General features: G+C 72.3%; 18 protein-coding genes. 8 read left to right on the top strand and 10 right to left on the bottom strand.

The genetic code is table 11. The features are described from left to right. Positions 1-12: 12 nt before the first annotated feature. The 10 genes from ACZ45T_RS15955 to ACZ45T_RS15910 form a co-directional block, all read right to left on the bottom strand. Positions 13-1,200: an FAD-dependent monooxygenase gene (locus tag ACZ45T_RS15955; RefSeq protein WP_468441533.1), complete on the bottom strand. Its 1,188-nt coding sequence runs from the start codon at positions 1,198-1,200 to the stop codon at positions 13-15. Positions 1,201-1,206: 6 nt separating this feature from the next. Then, positions 1,207-2,313, bottom strand: a complete 1,107-nt coding sequence (locus ACZ45T_RS15950) for a 3-dehydroquinate synthase II family protein (RefSeq protein WP_468441531.1) — start codon at positions 2,311-2,313, stop codon at positions 1,207-1,209. A gap of 58 nt (positions 2,314-2,371) precedes the next feature. After that, positions 2,372-3,208 carry a 2-amino-3,7-dideoxy-D-threo-hept-6-ulosonate synthase gene (locus ACZ45T_RS15945; protein ID WP_468441529.1) on the bottom strand — a complete coding sequence of 279 codons (837 nt, stop codon included), beginning with the start codon at positions 3,206-3,208 and terminating at the stop codon, positions 2,372-2,374. A gap of 76 nt (positions 3,209-3,284) precedes the next feature. Continuing rightward, positions 3,285-5,057, bottom strand: a complete 1,773-nt coding sequence (locus ACZ45T_RS15940; RefSeq protein WP_468441527.1) for a 1-deoxy-D-xylulose-5-phosphate synthase — start codon at positions 5,055-5,057, stop codon at positions 3,285-3,287. After that, positions 5,044-6,165: a flavodoxin-dependent (E)-4-hydroxy-3-methylbut-2-enyl-diphosphate synthase gene (gene ispG, locus ACZ45T_RS15935; protein WP_468441525.1), complete on the bottom strand. Its 1,122-nt coding sequence runs from the start codon at positions 6,163-6,165 to the stop codon at positions 5,044-5,046. The genes ACZ45T_RS15940 and ispG overlap by 14 nt, the downstream gene beginning before the upstream one ends. Then, a complete protein-coding gene (gene ispH, locus ACZ45T_RS15930; RefSeq protein WP_468441523.1) occupies positions 6,152-7,489 on the bottom strand; it encodes a 4-hydroxy-3-methylbut-2-enyl diphosphate reductase in 1,338 nt (445 codons plus the stop codon). Before ispH ends, ispG begins: the two co-directional genes overlap by 14 nt. Then, on the bottom strand, positions 7,489-8,535 hold the full coding sequence (locus ACZ45T_RS15925; protein ID WP_468441521.1) for a polyprenyl synthetase family protein: 1,047 nt from the start codon (positions 8,533-8,535) through the stop codon (positions 7,489-7,491). The genes ispH and ACZ45T_RS15925 overlap by 1 nt, the downstream gene beginning before the upstream one ends. A gap of 128 nt (positions 8,536-8,663) precedes the next feature. Beyond that, positions 8,664-9,512, bottom strand: a complete 849-nt coding sequence (locus ACZ45T_RS15920) for a TauD/TfdA dioxygenase family protein (protein WP_468441519.1) — start codon at positions 9,510-9,512, stop codon at positions 8,664-8,666. 101 nt (positions 9,513-9,613) lie between these two features. After that, entirely contained in the window at positions 9,614-10,753 is a 1,140-nt protein-coding gene (locus ACZ45T_RS15915; protein WP_468441517.1) for an acyl-CoA dehydrogenase family protein, read from the bottom strand. Next, positions 10,750-11,619 carry a TauD/TfdA dioxygenase family protein gene (locus ACZ45T_RS15910; protein WP_468441515.1) on the bottom strand — a complete coding sequence of 290 codons (870 nt, stop codon included), beginning with the start codon at positions 11,617-11,619 and terminating at the stop codon, positions 10,750-10,752. Before ACZ45T_RS15910 ends, ACZ45T_RS15915 begins: the two co-directional genes overlap by 4 nt. Before the next feature lie 124 nt (positions 11,620-11,743). On the opposite strand from ACZ45T_RS15910, the gene ACZ45T_RS15905 reads away from it, so the two are divergent. The 8 genes from ACZ45T_RS15905 to ACZ45T_RS15870 all read left to right on the top strand — a co-directional run bounded on the left by ACZ45T_RS15905 (position 11,744) and on the right by ACZ45T_RS15870 (position 20,743). Next, on the top strand, positions 11,744-13,324 hold the full coding sequence (locus tag ACZ45T_RS15905; protein ID WP_468441513.1) for a prenyltransferase: 1,581 nt from the start codon (positions 11,744-11,746) through the stop codon (positions 13,322-13,324). Next, complete coding sequence (locus tag ACZ45T_RS15900) at positions 13,321-14,637, top strand: cytochrome P450 (protein WP_468441511.1); 1,317 nt, start codon at positions 13,321-13,323, stop codon at positions 14,635-14,637. The genes ACZ45T_RS15905 and ACZ45T_RS15900 overlap by 4 nt, the downstream gene beginning before the upstream one ends. After that, complete coding sequence (locus ACZ45T_RS15895) at positions 14,634-15,560, top strand: UbiA prenyltransferase family protein (RefSeq protein ID WP_468441509.1); 927 nt, start codon at positions 14,634-14,636, stop codon at positions 15,558-15,560. The genes ACZ45T_RS15900 and ACZ45T_RS15895 overlap by 4 nt, the downstream gene beginning before the upstream one ends. Positions 15,561-15,591: 31 nt before the next feature. After that, positions 15,592-16,443, top strand: a complete 852-nt coding sequence (locus ACZ45T_RS15890) for a MaoC/PaaZ C-terminal domain-containing protein (protein ID WP_468441507.1) — start codon at positions 15,592-15,594, stop codon at positions 16,441-16,443. A gap of 70 nt (positions 16,444-16,513) precedes the next feature. Then, the gene (locus tag ACZ45T_RS15885) at positions 16,514-17,584 is read left to right on the top strand and encodes an amidohydrolase family protein (RefSeq protein WP_468441505.1); all 1,071 of its coding nucleotides are present in this window, start codon (positions 16,514-16,516) and stop codon (positions 17,582-17,584) included. A 30-nt stretch (positions 17,585-17,614) separates the two neighbouring features. Next, entirely contained in the window at positions 17,615-19,183 is a 1,569-nt protein-coding gene (locus ACZ45T_RS15880) for an AMP-binding protein (RefSeq protein ID WP_468441503.1), read from the top strand. Position 19,184: 1 nt separating this feature from the next. Next, complete coding sequence (locus ACZ45T_RS15875) at positions 19,185-20,342, top strand: thiolase family protein (protein ID WP_468441501.1); 1,158 nt, start codon at positions 19,185-19,187, stop codon at positions 20,340-20,342. After that, on the top strand, positions 20,342-20,743 hold the full coding sequence (locus tag ACZ45T_RS15870; RefSeq protein ID WP_468441499.1) for a Zn-ribbon domain-containing OB-fold protein: 402 nt from the start codon (positions 20,342-20,344) through the stop codon (positions 20,741-20,743). The genes ACZ45T_RS15875 and ACZ45T_RS15870 overlap by 1 nt, the downstream gene beginning before the upstream one ends. Positions 20,744-20,761 lie beyond the last annotated feature (18 nt).

Genomic DNA, 20,761 nt, shown 5'->3' with positions numbered 1-20,761 from the left:
GTCCAACTGGCCCTACCGGCTCACGGCCTGCGACAGCGCTTCGTAGCCGTAGAGCCAGGCGTACGCCTCCAGCCGCTCGGCCACGGGCATGGCCGCGTCCCGAGCGCGCTGCTCCGGGCCGTCCGGCAGGTGGAACTCGTGTCCGCGCTCGCGGGAGCGCCGGTGCACGGCGCCCGCGCGCGCGAGCCGCAGTTCCTCGTAGCGGCGCAGCGCCCCGGGCACCTCCCGTACCTCGCAGCGCCCGAGCAGGTCGGCGAGGACCGCGGCGTCCTCGATGGCCTGGTTGGCGCCCTGGGAGAGGAACGGGACCATCGGGTGCGCCGCGTCACCGGTCAGCGCCACCCGGCCGGCGCTCCAGCCGCCCACGCAGTCACGGTCGAACAGGGCCCAGTGGTGGACCTGTTCCGCTGCCGCGATCAGCGCTCCGACGTCGGGGTTCCACCCCGCGAAGGCGGCCGCCGCCTCCTGCGGGGTCCCGGGCGCGGACCAGGTGCCCGGATCCCAGTCCGGCGAGGTGGTCACGGCGCTGAAGTGGATCAGGCGGTGGCCGGCGATCGGATAGGCCGTCACATGGCCGCCGGGACCGAGCCAGAAGAACACCTTGGGCACGTCGAAGAGGTCCGGCAGCCGGGCGGCCGGCACCAGGCCGCGGTAGACCGTGAGCCCGGAGAACGTGGGCCGGTCCCCCACCAGGACGTTGCGGAATGCCGAGTGGATGCCGTCCGCCGCGACGACGGCGTCGGCCGCCTCCTCGGAGCCGTCCGCGAAGCGCAGCGTCACGCCGTCCGGGTGCTCCTCGTGGGAGGTGCACTCCGAGCGGTGTCGCACGGTGTCGGGCGGGAGCAGTTCCAGCAGGCTCCGGTGCAGGTCCGCGCGCTGGATGAGGTGGTACGGGGCTCCGTAGCGGGCCTCGCACTCCTCACCGAGGGGGGTCGGGGCGAGGAGCCGGCCGTCGTCCCACCGCCGGGTCTCGATGGCCTCGGCCCGGGTGGCCCGCCGGTCCAGGACGTCGGCGAGGCCCAGGTCGTGCAGGAGGCGCACCGCGTTGGGGGCGAGCTGGATGCCGGCCCCGGCGTCCGCGAACCGCGTGGCCCGCTCGTACACCGTGCACCGGACACCGGCGCGCAGCAGCGACGCGGCGACCGTCAGCCCGGCGATGCCCCCGCCGACCACCGCGATCCGGGGGTGGTTCTCACTCATGCCCGCTCACTTCTCCAGGCAGAACTCGTCGATCGGGTAGCCGACGTGCCGGTCCGCGCTGGGCAGGAAGCCGAGCACCTTGTCGCCGGGCTTGAGCTCCGTGCTGTTGAGCACCGCGCCGCCGGGGCCGAGCACGCGCACGTGCCAGTCGTCCTGGAGGATGAGGTTGACGGTCTGCCCGTTCGGCGCGACCGCGTCGATGGAGATCAGCGGACGGGATTCGATCTTGACCCGGCCGACGGTGACCAGGCGCGTCTGGCCCTTCACGTCCACGGCGAGGACCTTGCTGCCGGACTTGAGCTCGCTGAGGTAGTTGGTCCGCTCGTCCTTGGACAGCGTGTACGAGTGGATGGCGCCGGCGTTGACCCGGAACGGGCGCGTCGGCATGTAGGGCAGCGGGTGGGTCTCGCTGACGCACAGGATCATGCCCTTGGAGTGCGACCCGACCAGGATGCCCTCGTCCTCCCGGAAGTGACTGCAGGTGTCGACGCAGGCCCGCTCGCCCATGCCCACGTGGGCGGTGCCGGTGATCTCCAGCTCGACGAGGTCGAGCGCGGGGGTCTCCAGGCGGGCGCACTCCTTGAGCCGCGCGGCGTCCCCGACGGCCTTGGGGGCCATCATCACGCCGTCGGAGCCGTGCTCCAGCACGCCGAAGATGATCTCGGCCTCCTCGACGTCCTGGGCCACGGTGATCAGGCTGCCGGTGGCCTTGGCCGCCGCGGCGATCACGATCTCCAGGGGAATCTTGGTGGGGTCGCGGAACAGCAGGACGCTGTAGCGCTCGGTCCGGGCCGACTCGCACGCCAGCTCCAGCGTGTCGGCGTCCACGATCTCGACGAAGCGGCCGAACTCCACCGAGGGGAAGAGGATGCGGAGCTCCGCCGGGGTGATCCCGTGGGTCCCCGGGTCGACCACGACCACGTCGGCGTTGCCGAACTCGTCGGGCAGCGCGCCCGGGTCGGGCAGCAGGACCTTGGTCACCGTCGGCGGCAGCCCCTCGAGGTCCGCGACGGTGTTCGACACGACGCCCTCGACGCGGTGGTGCAGAGCCTCCTGGAGGACAGCCTCCTTCGCCTCCCCGACGGTGCGGACATCCAACCAGCTCAGCTTCATTGTGCTCTCTCCATCAGTACGGAAAATCGAATGGCGTCGTAGGTCGCCGGGGGTGGGGTCAGCTCATCGGCCGGGAGAACTCGCGGACCGCGCTGTCGAGGTCGATCGAGCGCAGGCCCGCCGAGGGCCCGTGGACCAGGTCCACGAGGGAACGCGCCGCCTTCGCCGGATCCGGGGCCTGGAAGATGTTCCGCCCCATGGCCACGCCCGCCACGCCCGCGCTCAGCGTCTCGTCCACGTACGCGAGCGTCTCGTCGAGCGCGTCGCGCTGGGGGCCGCCGACGACCAGGATCGGCAGCGGGCACATGTCGGTGATCTGCGCCATCGTGTCCGGCGACCCGGTGTACAGGGTCTTGACGATGTCGGCGCCCAGGTCGGCCGCGAGCGACGCGGCGTGGGCGATCAGTTCGGGGTCGCGGGGGTTGTCGATGCGCGCGCCCCGGGGATACATCATGGCCAGCAGCGGGATGTTCCAGCGGTCACAGGCCTCGGCCACCAGCGCCAGGTCGGCGATCTGCTGCTTCTCCTCGTCGGAACCGATGTTGACGTGCACGCTGACCGCGTCGGCGCCGAGCCGCACCGCCTCCTCGACGGAGGCGACGAGGTACTTGGCGTTGGGGTCGGGGGCGTGGACGGTGCTGGCGCTCAGATGGACGATCAGCGACATGTGCTCGAACCACGCGGGGTCGATGCACCGCAGCGTTCCCTTGTGGACGATGGTCGCGTCCACACCACTGAGCGCCAGGTTCCTGACGAGTTGCCCGACGCGGCGGCCGCCGGTGATGGGCCCGTCGGTGATCGAGTGGTCGAGGGGGACCACCACGAGCCGCTGGTCGCCGTGCCGGTAGAGCCTGCGCAGCCGGAGCTGGCGGGCGAAGGGGAGGTGCGAGGGCATGGGAACGACTCCTTACAGGCTGGATTGAAGCCATGTGGTCACGCCGGGCACGGGATGCGTGCCCGGTCGGCCCCGGTCAGCGCGTGGCCGCTTGTGGCAGCCAGGCCGCGATCCGGGAAACGAGGCCGTCCGCGGCGATGCCGTGCCGGCGCAGGATGGCCTTCCGGTCACCGTGGGGGAGGAAGGCGGTCGGCAGGGCGACGGAGCGTACGGGGGTGGACTCGCCCCGCTCCAGGAGGCTCTGTACGAGCCGCGCGCCCAGACCGCCGCCGCGCAGGTTGTCCTCCACGGTCACCACGAGCTCGTGCCGGGCGGCCAGTTCGGGCAGCCCGTCGGGGACGGGCACGCTCCAGCGCGGGTCCACCACCGTCGCGGCGATGCCCAGGGCGGCCAGCTCGCCCGCCGCCTCCAGGCACTCCGCCGCGATCGGTCCCACCGGGACGAGCAGGACCCGGGCGCCGGGAGCCTCGTACAAGACGTCCATGGCCGCCTCACGGCGGACCGCCGGCAGTGCGGCGCCGGCCTGCGCCTTGGGGAACCGCACGACCGTCGGCCCCTCGGCGTGGTCGACGGCCTCCCACAGCGCCGCCTTCAGTTCCTCGGCGTCGCGCGGCGCCGCCATCCGCAGCCCCGGCACCAGGGACAGCCAGGAGGCGTCCCAGATTCCGTGGTGGCTGGCTCCGTCGGGTCCGGTGACCCCCGCCCGGTCGAGCACGAAGGTCACCGGCAGCCGGTGCAGGGCCACGTCCATGAGGACCTGGTCGAAGGCACGGTTGAGGAAGGTGGAGTACACGGCCACCACCGGGTGCATCCCGGTGTGCGCCAGGCCCGCCGCGGAGACCACCGCGTGCTGCTCGCTGATGCCGACGTCGAAGGTCCGCTCGGGGAAGCTGCGGGCGAAGGGCTCCAGGCCGACCGGCTGGAGCATGGCGGCGGTGATGGCGACCACGTCGGGGCGCGCGGCGCCGACCTTCGCCATCTCCTCGCCGAAGACCGCGGTCCAGGACCGGCCGGTGGCCGGGGTGGTCCCGCCCGTCTCGGGGTCGAAGGTGCCGATGGCGTGCCAGCAGTCGTTCGGGTCCTCGGCCGCCGGGGCGTAGCCCTGGCCCTTGGTCGTCACGCAGTGCACGACGACCGGCCGGCCGGCCGCCGCGGCCCGGTGCAGCGCCTCCTCGACCGCCGGGCGGTCGTGACCGTCGACGGGCCCCAGGTAGGAGATGCCGAGGTTCTCGAAGAAGGAGGGGCCGGCGCCTTCGGTCCCGCCGTCGCGCAGGGCGCGCAGGTGGTCGGCGAGGGAGCCGGTCGTGGGTGCGTACGAGCGGCCGTTGTCGTTCAGCACGATGATCACGGGCCGCTCCGGCGCCCCGCCGATGTTGTTCAGGGCCTCCCAGGTCATGCCGCCGGTGAGGGAGCCGTCGCCCACCACGGCGACGACGCGGCGGTGCGCTCCGCCGGCCAGCGCGAAGCCCTTGGCGATGCCGTCGGCGTAGGAGAGGGCGGTGGAGGCGTGGGAGTTCTCGATGACGTCGTGCTCGGACTCGGCGCGGTCCGGGTAGCCCGACATCCCGCCGGCCTGGCGCAGCGTGGAGAACGACTTCATCCGCCCGGTCAGCAGCTTGTGCACGTACGCCTGGTGGCCGGTGTCGAAGAGGAGCACGTCCTTCGGCGATTCGAACACCCGGTGCAGTGCCATCGTGAGCTCGACGACCCCGAGATTGGGGCCCAGGTGGCCGCCGACCTTCGAGACGGATTCCACGAGGAACGTGCGGATGTCCGCCGCCAGCGCGTCGAGTTGCGCATCGGTGAGCGATGCGAGGTCATCGGGTCCGGTCAGGTCAGCCAGTTGCATCGACGTCCGCTCCCCTCTCTGCCGCGAGGCGCAGGGCCTCTTCGATCAAGGTCTCGACGATCTTCGATTCGGGCACGGTCTTGACGACTTCGCCCTTCACGAAGATCTGGCCCTTGCCGTTGCCGGAGGCGACGCCGAGGTCGGCCTCGCGGGCCTCGCCCGGGCCGTTGACGACGCAGCCCATGACCGCGACGCGCAGCGGGACCTCCATGCCCTCCAGGCCCGCCGTGACCTCCTCGGCCAGCTTGTAGACGTCGACCTGGGCCCGCCCGCAGGAGGGGCAGGAGACGATCTCCAGCTTCCGTGGCCGCAGCCCGAGGGACTGGAGGATCTGGAGTCCCACCTTCACCTCTTCGACGGGCGGCGCGGAGAGCGAGACGCGGATGGTGTCGCCGATGCCCTGCCGCAGGAGGGCGCCGAAGGCCACGGCCGACTTCACCGTTCCCTGGAAGGCCGGACCGGCTTCCGTGACCCCGAGGTGCAGGGGGTAGTCGGTCCGGGCCGCCAGCAGCTCGTAGGCCCTGATCATCACCATCGGATCGTGGTGCTTGACCGAGATCTTGAAGTTGTGGAAGTCGTGCTCCGCGAACAGCTCCGCCTCGCGCAGGGCCGACTCGGCCAGCGCCTCGGGCGTGGCCTTGCCGTACTTGGAGAGGATGCGCGGATCGAGGGATCCCGCGTTGACCCCGATGCGGATCGGGGTGCCCGTCTCCGTCGCGGCCTGCGCGATCTCCTTGATCTGGTCGTCGAATTCCTTGATGTTGCCCGGGTTGACCCGGACGCCGGCGCAGCCGGCCTCGATCGCGGCGAAGACGTAGCGCGGCTGGAAGTGGATGTCGGCGATCACGGGGATCTTCGACTTCCGCGCGATCTCCGGGAGCGCCTCCGCGTCGTCCCGGCTGGGACAGGCGACTCGTACGATGTCGCAGCCGGCGGCGGTCAGTTCGGCGATCTGGCGCAGGGTGGCCTCGACGTCCGCGGTCACCGTGGTCGTCATCGACTGCACCGAGACGGGGTGTTCACTGCCGACGCCCACGGCGCCGACCTGGAGCTGCCGGGTCGTACGGCGCAGCGGTTTCGTCGGCAGGGCGAGATCAATGGCGGTCAACGGTGGTCTCCAAGTCGGTCCGGCCTCTCCTGAGCACCTTGGGAAGCTGGAAGGTGATGTTCTCCGTGGCCACGGGATGCTCGGTGACCTCGACCGCCCCGAGCCCGGCGAGGTTCGCGATGATCTCCTGGACCAGCTCGTCCGGGGCGGACGCGCCGGCCGTGAGCCCGATCCGCCGGACCCCGTCGTGCAGCCAGGAGAGTTCGACGTGCGAGACGTCGTCCACCAGCCTGGCCGCCGTGCCCATGCGTTCGGAGAGCTCCGCCAGCCGCACCGAGTTCGAGGAGTTGGCGGATCCCACTACCAGCACGAGGTCCACCTGTCCGGCGATCTCCTCCACGGCGTTCTGCCGGTTGGTGGAGGCGTAGCAGATGTCGTCGGACTGCGGCGCCGCGATGGCCGGGAAGCGGTCGGCGAGCGCCTCCGCCACGGCCGACGCCTCGGACATGGCCAGCGTGGTCTGCATGAGGTACGAGACCGACTCCGGGTCCGGGACCTCCAAGGCCGCGGCTTCCTCGGGGGTCTGCACCAGCACCGTCCGGTCGGGAGCCTCGCCCATCGTGCCCTCGACCTCTTCGTGGCCGGCGTGCCCGATCAGCACCACGGTCCTGCCCTGGCCGGCGAAGCGCCGGGCCTCGGCGTGCACCTTGGTGACCAGCGGGCAGGTGGCGTCGATCACGCGCAGGCCGCGGTCGGCGGCGTCGTCGCGCACGGCGGGGGCGACCCCGTGGGCGGAGAAGACGACGAGCTCCTGCTCGGGGACCTCGTCGAGTTCGTCCACGAAGACGGCGCCGCGGGCGGCGAGCCGGTCCACGACGTGCCGGTTGTGCACGATCTGCTTGCGGACGTAGACGGGGGCGCCGTACCGGTCGAGGGCGCGGTCCACGATCTCGATGGCCCGGTCCACGCCGGCACAGAACGAACGGGGGGCGGCGAGGCGGACCCGGCGGTCGCCCTTGGCCCGTTCCCAGTCCGCGAGCACCCGGTCGACGGCGGCGCGGGCCGGATGGGCCCCGGACGGGTCGGCCGCCTCCTGTACGAGGCACAGCACGACGGCGGGACCGTCCGGGAGGGCGGAATCCTGGCCCGGCAGGAGTTCCACCAGGGCCTGCTCCCGGCCCTCGGGGGTCGGGGCGCCGGCGACCGCGGCAGCGCCCCGGGCGACGCCCAGGCCCTGCGCGCGGAGCGCTCCCGCGAGCAGTCCGTACGCCCGGGTCTCCGGCGCCGCGGACTCCAGGTACAGCCGGTCGGCGAGGACGACGTCTCCCGGCTTCACGGAGGGGGAGAGCGGGCGTGCGGCGACCAGCACGGTGGCGACGGTCATCAGTGGTTCCTGAACGCTATGTAGTCGGCCATGGCGAGCAGCGGTGCCCGCTGCTCCTCCGTCAGCCCGGCGGCCTCCAACTCGCCGACGGCCAGGGCGCGGTGGCGCTCGATCTCCGTCTCGGTCCATTCGCGGCCACCGGCGAGCTCGACCAGCTCGGCGGCGCGCCGCGCCTGGTCCTCGGTGAGCGACTCGGTGGAGGCGTAGATCCCGGCCAGCTCGCGGGAGGCGGCGGTGCCGCTGTTGAACGCGGCGACGACGGGGATGCTCATCTTGCGGTTGTGCAGGTCGGAGCGGACCGGCTTGCCGGTGACCGCCGGGTCGCCCCAGATCCCGAGGATGTCGTCGACCAGCTGGAAGGACATGCCCAGGTGGGCGCCGAAGGAGCCGAGCCGGCGGCGCTCCTCGACCGTGGCGCCGCCCAGTCCCGCACCGAGCTCGCAGGCACAGCGCAGCAGCGCGGCGGTCTTCTGCTCGGAGACGGTCAGCGCCTCGCGCAGGGTCGCCGCGGAGCGGCGCTCCAGGGAGAGGTCGGCCATCTGGCCCTCGGCCAGTTCGGCGATCGCCGTGATCAGGGTCTTGGTGGCCCAGCCCTGGTCGCTGCCGTGGTCGTCGAACATGCCGCAGGCCCGCGCCAGCAGGATGTCTCCCGCCAGGATGGCGGCCGGGATGCCGAACTTGGACCAGACGGTGGGCCGCCCGCGCCGTTCGAGGTCGTGGTCCATCACGTCGTCGTGCAGGAGCGAGAAGTTGTGTACCAGCTCGACCGCGACCGCTCCGGACACGGCGCGCTCGGGGTCGCCGCCACAGGCCTGGGCGGACAGGACGGCGAGTGCGGCGCGGACCATCTTGCCGCTGCTCTTCGCCACCGGGCGGCCGGCGGTGTCCATCCAGCCGAAGTGGTAGGCGACGATGGGCCGAAGGCGGTTGTCGATCGTGTCTACGGTCGCCCGGAGAGCGGGCATGACGAGAGCGGCGGCGCTCGATGCGCTCTGCCGGCCGAGCTCGACGGTGTTGACGGGCCTCTGGACTGTCTCAGCGTGCACTGATCTCTTCCCCTTGAGGTGTTCGGTCGGACACAAGCTGCGTCGCCTCGCGACGCGGGGTGGGGACGGGGCGGGGGCGCGGGGCGCGGGGCGCGGGGCGCGGGGCGGTTACGGGGGGCGCGGGGCGGTTACGCGGACTTGCGGTGGTTTTCGAAGTCGGCGTAGCGCAGGGTCGGGCACTGCTCCCAGAAACCCTTCTCACCGAGCGCGACCCGCCGCAGCGTCCGCCGCCCGTTACCGCCCAGATCACCACGCGCGTGCTGCACCGCCAGGTTGTGCCACACCACCACATCACCCTGCCGCCACACGTGCTCGTACACGCCCGCCCCGGCATACATGACCTCGAACAACTCCTCCAGCAGAGCACGACTCTCCGCCGCCCCGAGCCCCACGATCCGAGTCGTCTGATTCGCATTCACCATCAACGCCGGCTCACCCGACACCGGATGACGCCACACCACCGGATGCTCCGCACGCGGCATGCCGTCGCGCACCTCAAGCCCCACATTGCGGCCGTCGAGCGACATCGGCATCGCGTTCTCACACACCAGACCCGCCACCCGCGCCCGCAAATCCGCCGACAACCGGCCATACGCGGCCGCCATGTTCGCGAACCGCGTCCCCGTCACCGACCCCTCGACGTCCTCCGCGAACAACGACACCGCCTGCAACGGCACCGCGCAGTGACCCGTGTCCGAATGGAAGGACAGCTCACTCGTACCGAGCGCCGCCCCCTCCTTCACGTTCGACACATAGCCGATGCCGGAGCCCTCCTCGTGCAGCACCGGCCCCAAGTGCCCCATGAACCGGATCTGCTCCTCCATCGAGAAGCCCTGACCCGAGAACACCAGCAGGTGCCGCGCACGGAACAGCTCCACCAGCTCCTGCGCGCGCCCCGCATCCAACGGCTCCCGCAGGTCCAGCTCGACCCGCGCACCCCAACCAGCCGACGTCGGCTCCCACACCAGACCCGCCACACCAACCCCCACGTATCAACTTCTCCGGCACGTGCCACTGCAACTCTTGAGAGCTTAGCACTCCGAGTTAGATTATCTAACTGATTAAACGGATGGGTTGATCAGAGGCCGAGCGAGCGGCCCACGATCTCCTGCATGATCTCCGAGGTCCCGCCGAAGATCCGCTGGACCCGGTTGTCGCGCCAGATGCGGGCGATCTCGTACTCGTTGATGTACCCGTAGCCGCCGAACAGCTGGACGCAGCGGTCGATGACCTGCCAGGAGGTCTCCGTGGTCCAGTACTTGGCCGCGGCCGCGTCGACCGCCGTGAGGCTCCCGTCGACGAGGGCCATGGTGCAGGCGTCCACGTAGGCCTGCGCCGCATCGAGCCGGGCCCGCAGGTCGGCCAGGGCGAACCGGTTGGCCTGGAACGTGCCGATGGGCTGCCCGAACGCGGTCCGGGTCCTGGCGTACTCGAGGGCCAGCTCGAAGGCACGGTTGGCGCCGGACAGCGCGCTGACCGCGATGGCGATCCGCTCGTTCGGCAGGTTCTGCATCATGTAGCCGAACCCCGCCCCCTCCTCACCGAGGAGGTTCTCCACGGGCACCCGGACCTCGTCGAAGTGCAGCTCGGCCGTGTCCTGCGACCTCAGCCCCACCTTGTCCAGGCGGCGGCCCCGCTCGAAGCCCGGCATCCCGCGCTCCACGACGATCAGGCTGATGCCCTTGCGCCCCGCCGCCGGGTCCGTCTTGCAGGCGACGATCACGAAGTCGGCGAGGATCCCGTTGGTGATGAAGGTCTTCTGGCCGCTCAGCACGTAGTGGTCGCCGTCGCGCCGGGCGGTGGTGCGCATCCCCTTCAGGTCCGAGCCGGCCTCCGGCTCGGAGAGGGCGAGCGCGCACACGGTCTCGCCGGAGATGATCCCCGGCAGCCAGCGGCCGCGCTGCTCGGCGGTGAGGTGCGACAAGTAGGAGGGCAGTACGTCGTTCTGGAGCCCCAGGCCGATGCCGACCGCGCCCGTGGCGGCCATCTCCTCGGCCATGATGACGTTGTAGCGGAAGTCGCTGACGCCTTGGCCGCCGTACTCCTCGGGGAACTGCCAGCCGAGGAGCCCGGCCGCGCCGGCAGCCCGCCACGCCTCGCGGCTCACCACGCCCTCGCGTTCCCACTTCTCCGCATGGGGTACGCATTCGCGCAGGTAGAAGGCGCGCGCCGTCTCACGGAACTGCTCGTGCTCCGGCGTGAAGAGGGTGCGCCTCATGCGGCCGGAGCCTTGCCCTCGGCCGCCTTCCGGTGGTTTTCGAAGTCGGCGTAGCGCAGGGTCGGGCACTGCTCCCAGAAACCCTTCTCACCGAGCGCGACCCGCCGCAGCGTCCGCCGCCCGTTACCGCCCAGATCACCACGCGCGTGCTGCACCGCCAGGTTGTGCCACACCACCACATCACCCTGCCGCCACACGTGCTCGTACACGCCCGCCCCGGCATACATGACCTCGAACAACTCCTCCAGCAGAGCACGACTCTCCGCCGCCCCGAGCCCCACGATCCGAGTCGTCTGATTCGCATTCACCATCAACGCCGGCTCACCCGACACCGGATGACGCCACACCACCGGATGCTCCGCACGCGGCATGCCGTCGCGCACCTCAAGCCCCACATTGCGGCCGTCGAGCGACATCGGCATCGCGTTCTCACACACCAGACCCGCCACCCGCGCCCGCAAATCCGCCGACAACCGGCCATACGCGGCCGCCATGTTCGCGAACCGCGTCCCCGTCACCGACCCCTCGACGTCCTCCGCGAACAACGACACCGCCTGCAACGGCACCGCGCAGTGACCCGTGTCCGAATGGAAGGACAGCTCACTCGTACCGAGCGCCGCCCCCTCCTTCACGTTCGACACATAGCCGATGCCGGAGCCCTCCTCGTGCAGCACCGGCCCCAAGTGCCCCATGAACCGGATCTGCTCCTCCATCGAGAAGCCCTGACCCGAGAACACCAGCAGGTGCCGCGCACGGAACAGCTCCACCAGCTCCTGCGCGCGCCCCGCATCCAACGGCTCCCGCAGGTCCAGCTCGACCCGCGCACCCCAACCAGCCGACGTCGGCTCCCACACCAGACCCGCCACACCAACCCCCAACTCCATGTGTACTAACGAGCTTGCGACACTAACAGCCTAAGTTGGATTATATAAATGATTCAGCCGATCATTGCGTCGTCCGTCAGGCCGTCGCCCGACGAGAGGGAGAGCCGTGCTCGAAGCCCCCACCCAGTCCACGCCCGCCGTTCACGACGCCGAGGCCGCAGCCCTCCTCGCCACGACCGCCGCCGACCCCTGGGGGCTGGTGGCCCCCTCGGTGTACGACACCGCGCGGCTGGTCTCCCTCGCGCCCGGGCTCGACGGCCACGAGCGGCGCCTGGACTACCTGATAAACGAGCAGAACGAGGACGGCAGCTGGGGATCCCCGGACGGCTACGGCCTGGTCCCCACGCTCAGCGCGGTGGAAGCCCTGCTCCGCGAGCTGGCGCGCCCCGGCGCCGCCCCGGCGGCGCAGGGCCGCGCGGAGCTGGCCGCCGCCTGCTCCGCGGGGCTGGACGCCCTCCAGGGCGGCCTGCTGGACGGCGAGGTACCGGACACCATCGGCGTGGAGTTCGTCGGCCCCGCGCTGCTCGCGGACATCAACGCCCTGCTGGCCGCCCTGCCGTCCTCGGCGGCCGACAAGCTCGGCCCCTGGGCCGGTGTCACCCTGACCTCGGCGGCGCCCGACCTGGACGGGGCCCTGCTGGCCCACGTACGGACCCTGGCCGAGCGGGACGCGCTGCCCGAGAAGCTCTGGCACTCCCTGGAGGCCTTCAGCCGCGACGGTGCCTGCGGGGCCCGCCCGCACGAGGGCTCCGTCGGCTGCTCCCCCGCCGCCACCGCGGCCTGGCTGGGCGGTGCGCCGGAGCGCGACGCCCGGGGCGCCGCGTACCTGGCCGCCCTCCACGAGCGGTTCGGCGGGCCGGTGCCGTCCATCACCCCGATCGTGTACTTCGAGCGCGCCTGGGTGCTCAACTCCCTTGCCGCTTCCGGGCTGGACTACGAGGTCCCGGCCGCCCTCCTGGACTGCCTCGAAGCGGGCCTCACCGAGACGGGCGTCCCCGCGGCGCCGGGCCTGCCGACCGACTCCGACGACACCGCCGCGGTCCTGTTCGCCCTGGCCCAGCACGGCCGGCCGCACCGCCCCGACAGCCTGCTGCACTTCCGCCGGGACGGCTACTTCTCCTGCTTCGGCGTCGAGCGCACCCCCTCCACCAGCACCAACGCGCACATTCTGGAGGCCCTGGGCCACTACTGCGCGATACGCCCGGAGGACGGCGACCGCTACGAGGCGGACATCCGCATGATCACCACCTGGCTGCTGGAGAACCAGCTGCCCGACGGCAGCTGGACCGACAAGTGGCACGCCTCGCCGTACTACGCCACGGCCTGCTGCGCGCTGGCCCTCGCCGAGTTCGGTGCCGGCCCCGCCGCCCGCGAGGCGGCCGGGCGCGCCGTGCGGTGGGCGCTGGAGACCCAGCGCGCGGACGGCTCGTGGGGCCGCTGGCAGGGCACGACCGAGGAGACCGCCTACATGGTGCAGCTCCTGCTGCGGGCCGCCGCGCCGCAGGACCGTACCGCCGCGGTCGCCGCGGCGACGCGCGGGTGCGCCTGGCTGACGGACCACGACGACCCGGCCGGTTACCCGGGCCTGTGGCACGACAAGGACATCTACGCCCCGGTGACGGTCATCCGGGCGGCCCGGCTCGCGGCGCTCGCGCTCGGCGAGGCCGCTTCCGGCGGTGCCCGGTGAGCGCGCGCGCAGCCAAGTACCGGTTCGCCTTCCGCACGCTGTCGTTCCTGGACGGCCACAAGCAGAACCCCAGCGGGGTGGCCGAGCTGAGCAGCGCGCCCAAGCGGTCCCTGCTGGTGTGGAAGCCGGAGATGATCGGCCAGATCTTCCGCGGCGACAAGGACATGACGCTGGAGGGCAGCGACACCCTCGGCCCGCTGGTGGGCGAAACGTCCCTGCTGTTCGCCAACGGCCCGCGGCACGCCGCGTACCGGCAGGTCATCGGCCCGCGGCTGCGCGGACGCCAGCTGCGCGGCTACGAGGGGCTCATCGCGGAGGCCACCCAGGCGGCCATCGACCGGCTGGAGCCGGGCACCGTGTTCGAGGTGCCCGAGTGGACCCGGCGGCTCACCCTCGACATCGTCAGCCAGATCATTCTGGGGCCGGTGGACGACGCCCTCCTGCACCGGTTCACCTCGTGGATCGAGGGGGTGCTGGGCTCCCGCGGCCGCACCCTCGCGTACCGGTACCTGCGGCTGCCCGCCCAGGTGCCCTCTCCCTGGGGGACGTTCGTACGCCGGCGCGAGAGCCTCGACAAGGAGCTCGTCTGTCCGGTCACCGGCCGGACGGCGCCGTCCCCCGGAGAGAGGGCCGCCGGGGACCGGACGCCCGCTTCCCCCTCCACGCTGGCCGAGGTGCTGAGCAGCGGCGAGGAACCCCTGGGGACGCTGGGCCACGGGGAACTGCGCGACCAGATCGTGTCGTTGCTGTTCGCCGGGCACGAGACCACCGCGTCCTCCATCGCCTGGACGCTGTTCTGGCTCGCCCGGCACGACGGGGTCCGGCGGGAGATCGTCGACGAGCTGGCGGCCACCTCCTCCAGCGGCGCGAGCGCGGAGGACGTGCCGCTCCTGGACGCCGCCTGCCGGGAGGCCCTGCGCATCTCCCCGCCGGCGGTGGTGGCGGGCAACCGGGTGCTGGAGGAGGACCGGGAGATCGGCGGGGAGCACCTCCCGGCCGGCACCCGCCTCACCCCCTGCATCTACCTGGCTCATCAGCAGCCGGACCTCTACCCCGAGCCCGAGCGCTTCGACCCGTACCGCTTCCTCGGCAAGCGCAAGTCCGCCCAGGAGTACCTGCCGTTCGGCGGCGGCACCCGGCGCTGCCTGGGTGCGGACCTGGCGATGCTGGAGATGCGGATGGTCGTGGCGGCCGTCCTTCGCCAGCGCGAGATCACGTGTGTGAACCCGGAGGCCGGGGTGCCGCAGCTGCGCGGACCGGCCATGGGCCCCAGCGAATCCCTGAGAATGATGGTGACTGCGTGTCCGGCGTGACGACTGAACTGCCCAGCCAGCCCAACGTACGGCTGCGGAGCATCATCCGCATCCACCGGCTGGAATACCCCTTCCCGATCATCTACCTCTGCCACGTGCTGTGGGGTGCCTGCCTGGCGGCGACGAGCCCGGCCGACCTCCTCGACGCGCCCGTGCTGATCGCGCTCTTCGCCAACATCGTCGCGATCGTCTCGCAGAACCCGCTCAACGCCGGCCTGGACATCCGGGCCGACACCCACACGCTGGGCAAGGAGAGCATCGCGCGGGCCACCCAGCACCTGAGCGTGCGCACCGCGTTCCTGTGCGCGGGTCTGGAGAAGACCCTCGCCATGGCGCTGTCCCTGTGGGTCTCGGTCTGGCTGGGACGCCCGCTGGTGGCCGTGGGCGTGGCCCTGTCGATCCTGCTGCACCTCGCCTACAACCTCGAACCGATCCGGCTCAAGCGGCGCGGGTACGCCAACCCGGCCTACTTCGGGGCCACGTTCGCCTTCCTGCCGGCCCTCTCCACGTACGCCGCCGTGCGCCCGGACGTGCCGCTCGCGGCCTGGCTGTTCCTCACCGGGCTGGGCATCCTGCTGTTCGGCCGTTCCCTGTGGTGGTGCATCCCCGACCTCATCGGCGACGCCAAGGCCGGTGACCGCACGCCCGCCGTGCAGCACGGTCCCCGCCACGCGCTCGTGGTGGCCTGCCTGTGGACGGCCGTGGGGCTGCTGTTCGTCGGCGCCGGGCTCTGGCCGCTGGGGCCGGGCTGGGCCCTGTTCGGCGTCGTGGCGGGCGCCGCCTTCCTCGTGGACAAGATCACCCAGATCCGGAACATCTCGCGGGAGAACCTCCCGCACGAGTCCCAGATGCGCAAGCACAGCCTCTCGCTGGCGATGGTCGGCGATCTGCTGCTCTGCGCCATTCCGCTCCTCGCGCTGTAGCTCCGCGCCGCGCCGAACCGAGGCCCTTCCCATGCCCCTTGATGTCCAGGCCGCCCTCGCGGCCGAGCCCGTGGTGGCCCAGCTGACCTGGGACCACCGCGACGTCCTCCTCTACCACCTGGGGATCGGCGCGGGCCGTCCCGCGACCGACCCGGCCGAACTGCGGTACACCCTGGAGCGCGGACTCCAGGTCCTGCCCTCCTTCGCCACCGTCGCGGGGGGCGGGCAGGCCGCCGGCGGCGGCTGCGCCGTGCCCGGGATCGACCTGCGCACCGCCCGGCTGCTGCACAGCGGGCAGCGCATCACGGTCCACCGCCCGCTCCCGGCCCGGGGGAAGGCCGTCCAGAGCACCCGGGTCACCGAGGTGCTGGACCGCGGCAGCGCCGCGGTGGTGGTCCTGCGTTCCGAAGTGAGCGACGAGCAGGGCCCGCTGTGGACCGCGGAGGGCGACGCCCACCTGCTCGGCGAGGGGGGTTTCGGCGGCGGTCCGGGCCCCGACCGCCGGCGCCCGGCGCCCGACCGGGCGCCCGATCACGAGGTGCGCGTGGCGACCCGCGAGGACCAGGCGCTCCTGTACCGGCTGAGCGGTGACTTCAACCCCCTGCACGCCGACCCCGAAGCGGCCCGCGCGGCGGGTTTCGACCGCCCCATCCTGCACGGCCTGTGCACCTTCGGCATGACGCTCAAGGCCGTGGTCGACACCTGTCTCGGCGGCGACGCCGCGCGCGTGGCGGCGTACGGGGCGCGCTTCGCCGGCGTCTTCCACCCCGGCGAGCCCCTGTGCGTCCGGATGTGGGACGAGGGGTCCGAGATCCGGATCCTGGCCACCGCCCCGGAGCGCGCCGACGCGCCCGTACTGACGGACGCCCATCTCGTCCGATGACTTCCGGCCCCCGGCCGGTCGCCCGGCCCGCCGTCCCGGGCCCCTGACCGATTCAACTCTGGAGAAGCACGTGGAAAAGCTCTGGCTCAACTCTGCCGACTCGCACGTCCTGGAGCCCGACGACCTCTGGGAGCGGGCCCTGCCCGCCGCCCTGCGGCCCCGGGCACCGCGCACCGAGCGCAAGGACGGTCGCGAGACGGTGTACGTGGACGGCCAGGTCGTCCGGCGGGATCCGCTGGACTTCGCCGACGCCATGCGCCCGCCGGGCGCCCTGGACCACCACATCCGCCTCAAGGACCTCGACGACCAGGGCATCTGGGGAGAGGTGGTCTTCCCCTCCCGCGGGCTGTGGACCGCCGTGATGACCGACCCGGTGCTGGCCCGGGAGTGCATCAAGGTCTACAACGACTGGCTCAAGTCCGACTTCCTGTCCCTGTCGCCGCGGCTGGTCGGTGCGGCCATGGTGTCCATGCTCGACACCGACGACGCGGTGGCCGAGCTGCACCGCGTCGCCGCCATGGGCTACCAGACGGTCTTCCTGGCCGCCAGCCCGCCCGCCGGGCGGGAGTTCAACAACGAGGTGTGGGAACCGCTGTGGGCGGCCGCGGCGGAAGCCGGGATCACGATCAGCATCCACATCGGCACCGGCGCCGACACCGTGGTGGCCCGCGGCCCCGGCGGAGCCGTCATCAACTACGTCGAGACCCTCTTCCCCGCCCAGCGCGCCGTGACGCAGCTGGTCGCCTCCGGGGTCCTGGACCGCCACCCCGGGCTGCGCGTCCTCATCGCCGAGGCCGGCTGCGCCTGGGTCCCCGCCCTCGCCGACCGCATGGACGAGGCGTACCGCCAGCACGGCATGTTCGTCCGCCCCAAGCTCTCCATGCTGCCCGGCGAGCTCGTCCGGCGGCAGGTGTACGCGTCCTTCCAGCACGACGAGACGGCGATCGGCGCCGTCACGGCGATGAACTACACCAACGTGCTGTGGGGCAGCGACTACCCGCACCTGGAAGGCACGTTCCCGCACACCCAGCAGGTGGTGACGGAGCTGTTCGCCGACGTGGACCCCGAGGTGCGCGAGCTCATCACCCGGCGCAACTTCACCGACCTGTTCACCGTGCCGGCCATGCCGGCGACCTTCTGATCCGCCGCCCCGAGCGCCGAGGAGCACACCATGCAGCAGACGACCATCGGTGACGTCCTGAGGGAACACCGCAGGTCGCACCCCGGGCGCACCGCCCTGGTCGACGGGCCGGTCCGGCTCACCTGGCCGGAGCTGGACGACCGGGTGAACCGGCTGGCCAACTCCCTGGCGGCGTCGGGGGTCGGCCGCGGCGACCGGATCATGTGGCTGGGACAGAACTCGTTCCGGGTCTACGAACTGATCGCCGCGGCCGCCAAGATCGGCGCCATGGTGTGCGTGGGCTACTGGCGCTGGGCGCCCCCGGAGATGGAGTTCGCGCTCCGCGACTTCGGCCCGAGCGTCGTGGTCTGGCAGCACCAGGAGATCCACGAGACCGTGGCCGCCACCCGGGCCGCCCTGGGGGCCGAGGACACGGCCCGCTGGCTGCGCCACGACACCGCGCCGGAGGACCCCGAGGGGTACGAGGCCTTCCTGGCCGGCGGCGACCCGTCGGACCCCGCGCAGGACGTCGACCCCGACTCGCCCGTCCTGGTGCTGTACACGGCCGCCATGAGCGGGCAGCAGTGCGGCTCGATGCTCTCCCACGCCAACCTGCTGGGCATGGCCGCCACGGCCGCGTGGCTGGGCGACATCGACGAGAGCACGGTCTTCCTCAACTCGGGCCCGATGTTCCACATCGGCAACTACCAGTTCTGGGGGATGCCGACGCTCCTGATGGCCGGCAAGAACGTCATCGTGCGCCGGGTGGACCCAGACGAGGTGCTCGGACTGCTGGCCGCCGAGGAGTGCACCCACGCGTTCCTGATGCCGCCCACGGTCGCGGAGGTCGTACGCCGCAACCACCGGGCGGGCCACGACCTCTCCCGGCTGCGCGTCACGGTGGCGCCGCACCTCTGGGAGGGCATGGCCACCCCCGACACCAGCCGCTTCACCCGCAGCGGCGGCGCGCAGGGGCGCGGTTACGGCCAGACCGAGCTGTCCGGCTTCTCCGTCACCGCCGCGTTCGGCGGCCCGGCCCTCGGCAACGCGGGCCGGCCCGGGCCCCTCCTGTCGGTACGGATCCTCGACACCGGGGGACGCGAGTGCGCCGTCGGAGAGGCCGGGGAGATCTGCGCCCGGGGCACGCTGGTGCACCGCGGCTACTGGAACCGGCCTGAGACCAACGCGCACCGCTTCCGGTCCGGCTGGTGGCACACCACCGACCTGGGCCGCCGGGAGGCGGACGGTTCCCTCACCTTCCTGGGCACCACCACCCGCATGCTCAAGTCGGCGGCGGAGAACATCTTCCCCGCGGAGGTGGAGAACTGCATCGGGCAGCACCCCGCCGTCCGCGAGGTCGCCGTCATCGGGGTGCCCAACGAGCGCTGGGCACAGGAGGTGAAGGCGGTCGTCGCGGTCCGCGAGGGCTGTGAGGTGACGGAGCAGGAGGTCATCGAGCACTGCCGGACCCTGATCGCCTCGTACAAGAAGCCCAAGACGGTCGAGTTCACCGCCGCCCTGCCGCGCACCCCGGCCGGCGCGACGGACTACGACGCGCTCGACGAGGCGTACGGGGGCGGGGGCTACCCCGGCTCCGAGACGCTGGGCCCGGGGCGCTGACGTGACGGACCGCAGGCCCGTCATCGTCGGCGTGCACGCGACCGAGCAGGCACTGTCCCTGCCGCACCGCAGTGCGATGGACCTCGCCCTGGAGGCGGCCCGCGGGGCGGTGGCCGACGCCGGTCTGGAGCCGTCCGACGTCGACGGCGCGCAGCTGGACTGGCCGGGACCGGGCGGCGCCGCGGACGACGGCGCCTCCTGGGCCCGGCTGTTCGGCGGCGCCCTGCACTGGACCAGCGATTCCTTCATGGACAACGCCGGTGTCCGGGGGCTGCTCAAGGCCGCCTCGGCGGTGCGGTCGGGGTACGCCGACACCGTCGTGGTGGGCGGCTGCCGGCTGGTCTCCCGGGGCGTGGACAACACGCCGGTGGGAGCCGGCCGGGCCCTTGAGTTCACCGATGTGTGGGGGGCGTACGTGGTGCCCCAGTTCGCCCTCGTGGCGGCCCGGCACATGCACGAGTTCGGCACCACGCCCGAGCAGCTGGCGCTGGTGTCCGCCACCCTGCGCAACAACGGCGCCGCCAACCCCGAGGCCATGATGTACGGGCGCGGCCCGTACACGGCGGCGGACGTGCTGGCCTCCCGGCTGATCGCCAGCCCGCTGCGGCTGCTGGACTGCTGCATCGTCGGCGAGGGCGGGGCCGCGTTCGTCGTCACCACCGCGGAGCGGGCCCGCGACCTGCCCCGGCCTGCGGTGGCGGTGCTGTCGGGCGCGATGGAGTACCACCACGCCGCGTACGTGAATCCCGCGCTCTACCGCGAGGTGGGGCGCATCGGCGCCGGGGGCGCGGCCCGCTGCTACGCCCGGGCCGGGGTGGGGCCGCAGGAGGTCGACGTGTTCTCCCTCTACGACCCGAACTCCTTCGAGGTCATCCGGCAGCTCGAAGTGCTGGGCCTGTGCGGGGAGGGCGAGGGCGGTCCCCTCGCGGCCGGCGGGGCGATCGCCCGGGACGGCAGACACCCGGTCAATCCCGACGGCGGCTGCCTGTCCTACGCGTGGAACGGCACCCAGCAGATGACGCTGCGCGTGGTGGAGGCCGTACGCCAGCTCCGGGGCACGGCCGTCCACCAGGTGGCCGGGACCGAGGTGGCCCTGGTCGCCAACGCGGGCTCCGGGGCGCAGCACTACGAGATGTGCCTGCTCGGAAGGAGCCGGTGATGGCCCGTCCCGTTCCCCGGCCGAGCGAGCTGACCCGGCCGTTCTGGCAGGCCGCCCGGGAGGGCAGGCTGGTCGTACCGGTGTGCGCCGCGTGCGGTCTGCGGTTCTTCACGCCGGAGCCGGTCTGCCCCGGCTGCTGGTCCCCGCGGTGGTCGTGGGAGCCCAGTGCCGGCAGCGGCACGGTCTATTCGGTCAGCGTGGTCCACCGGGCGCCCGGCCCGGGGTTCGAGGTGCCGTTCGCCCTGGCGGTGGTCGACCTCGACGACGGCGCGGCCCTGCTGACCCACGTCGTCGACGTGCCTCCCGAGGAGGTGGCCATCGGGATGCGGGTCGCCGTCAGCTTCCGGCCCGTCGCGGACGGCGTCCCGGCGCCGCACTTCGTGCCGGAACGCACCGTCTGACGTCGACCGGTCCAGCGG

Source organism: Streptomyces sp. NPDC030995, from assembly GCF_055571215.1.
The sequence above is the reverse complement of the archived record's forward strand: the minus strand, read 5'-3'. Positions and strand labels throughout refer to the sequence as shown.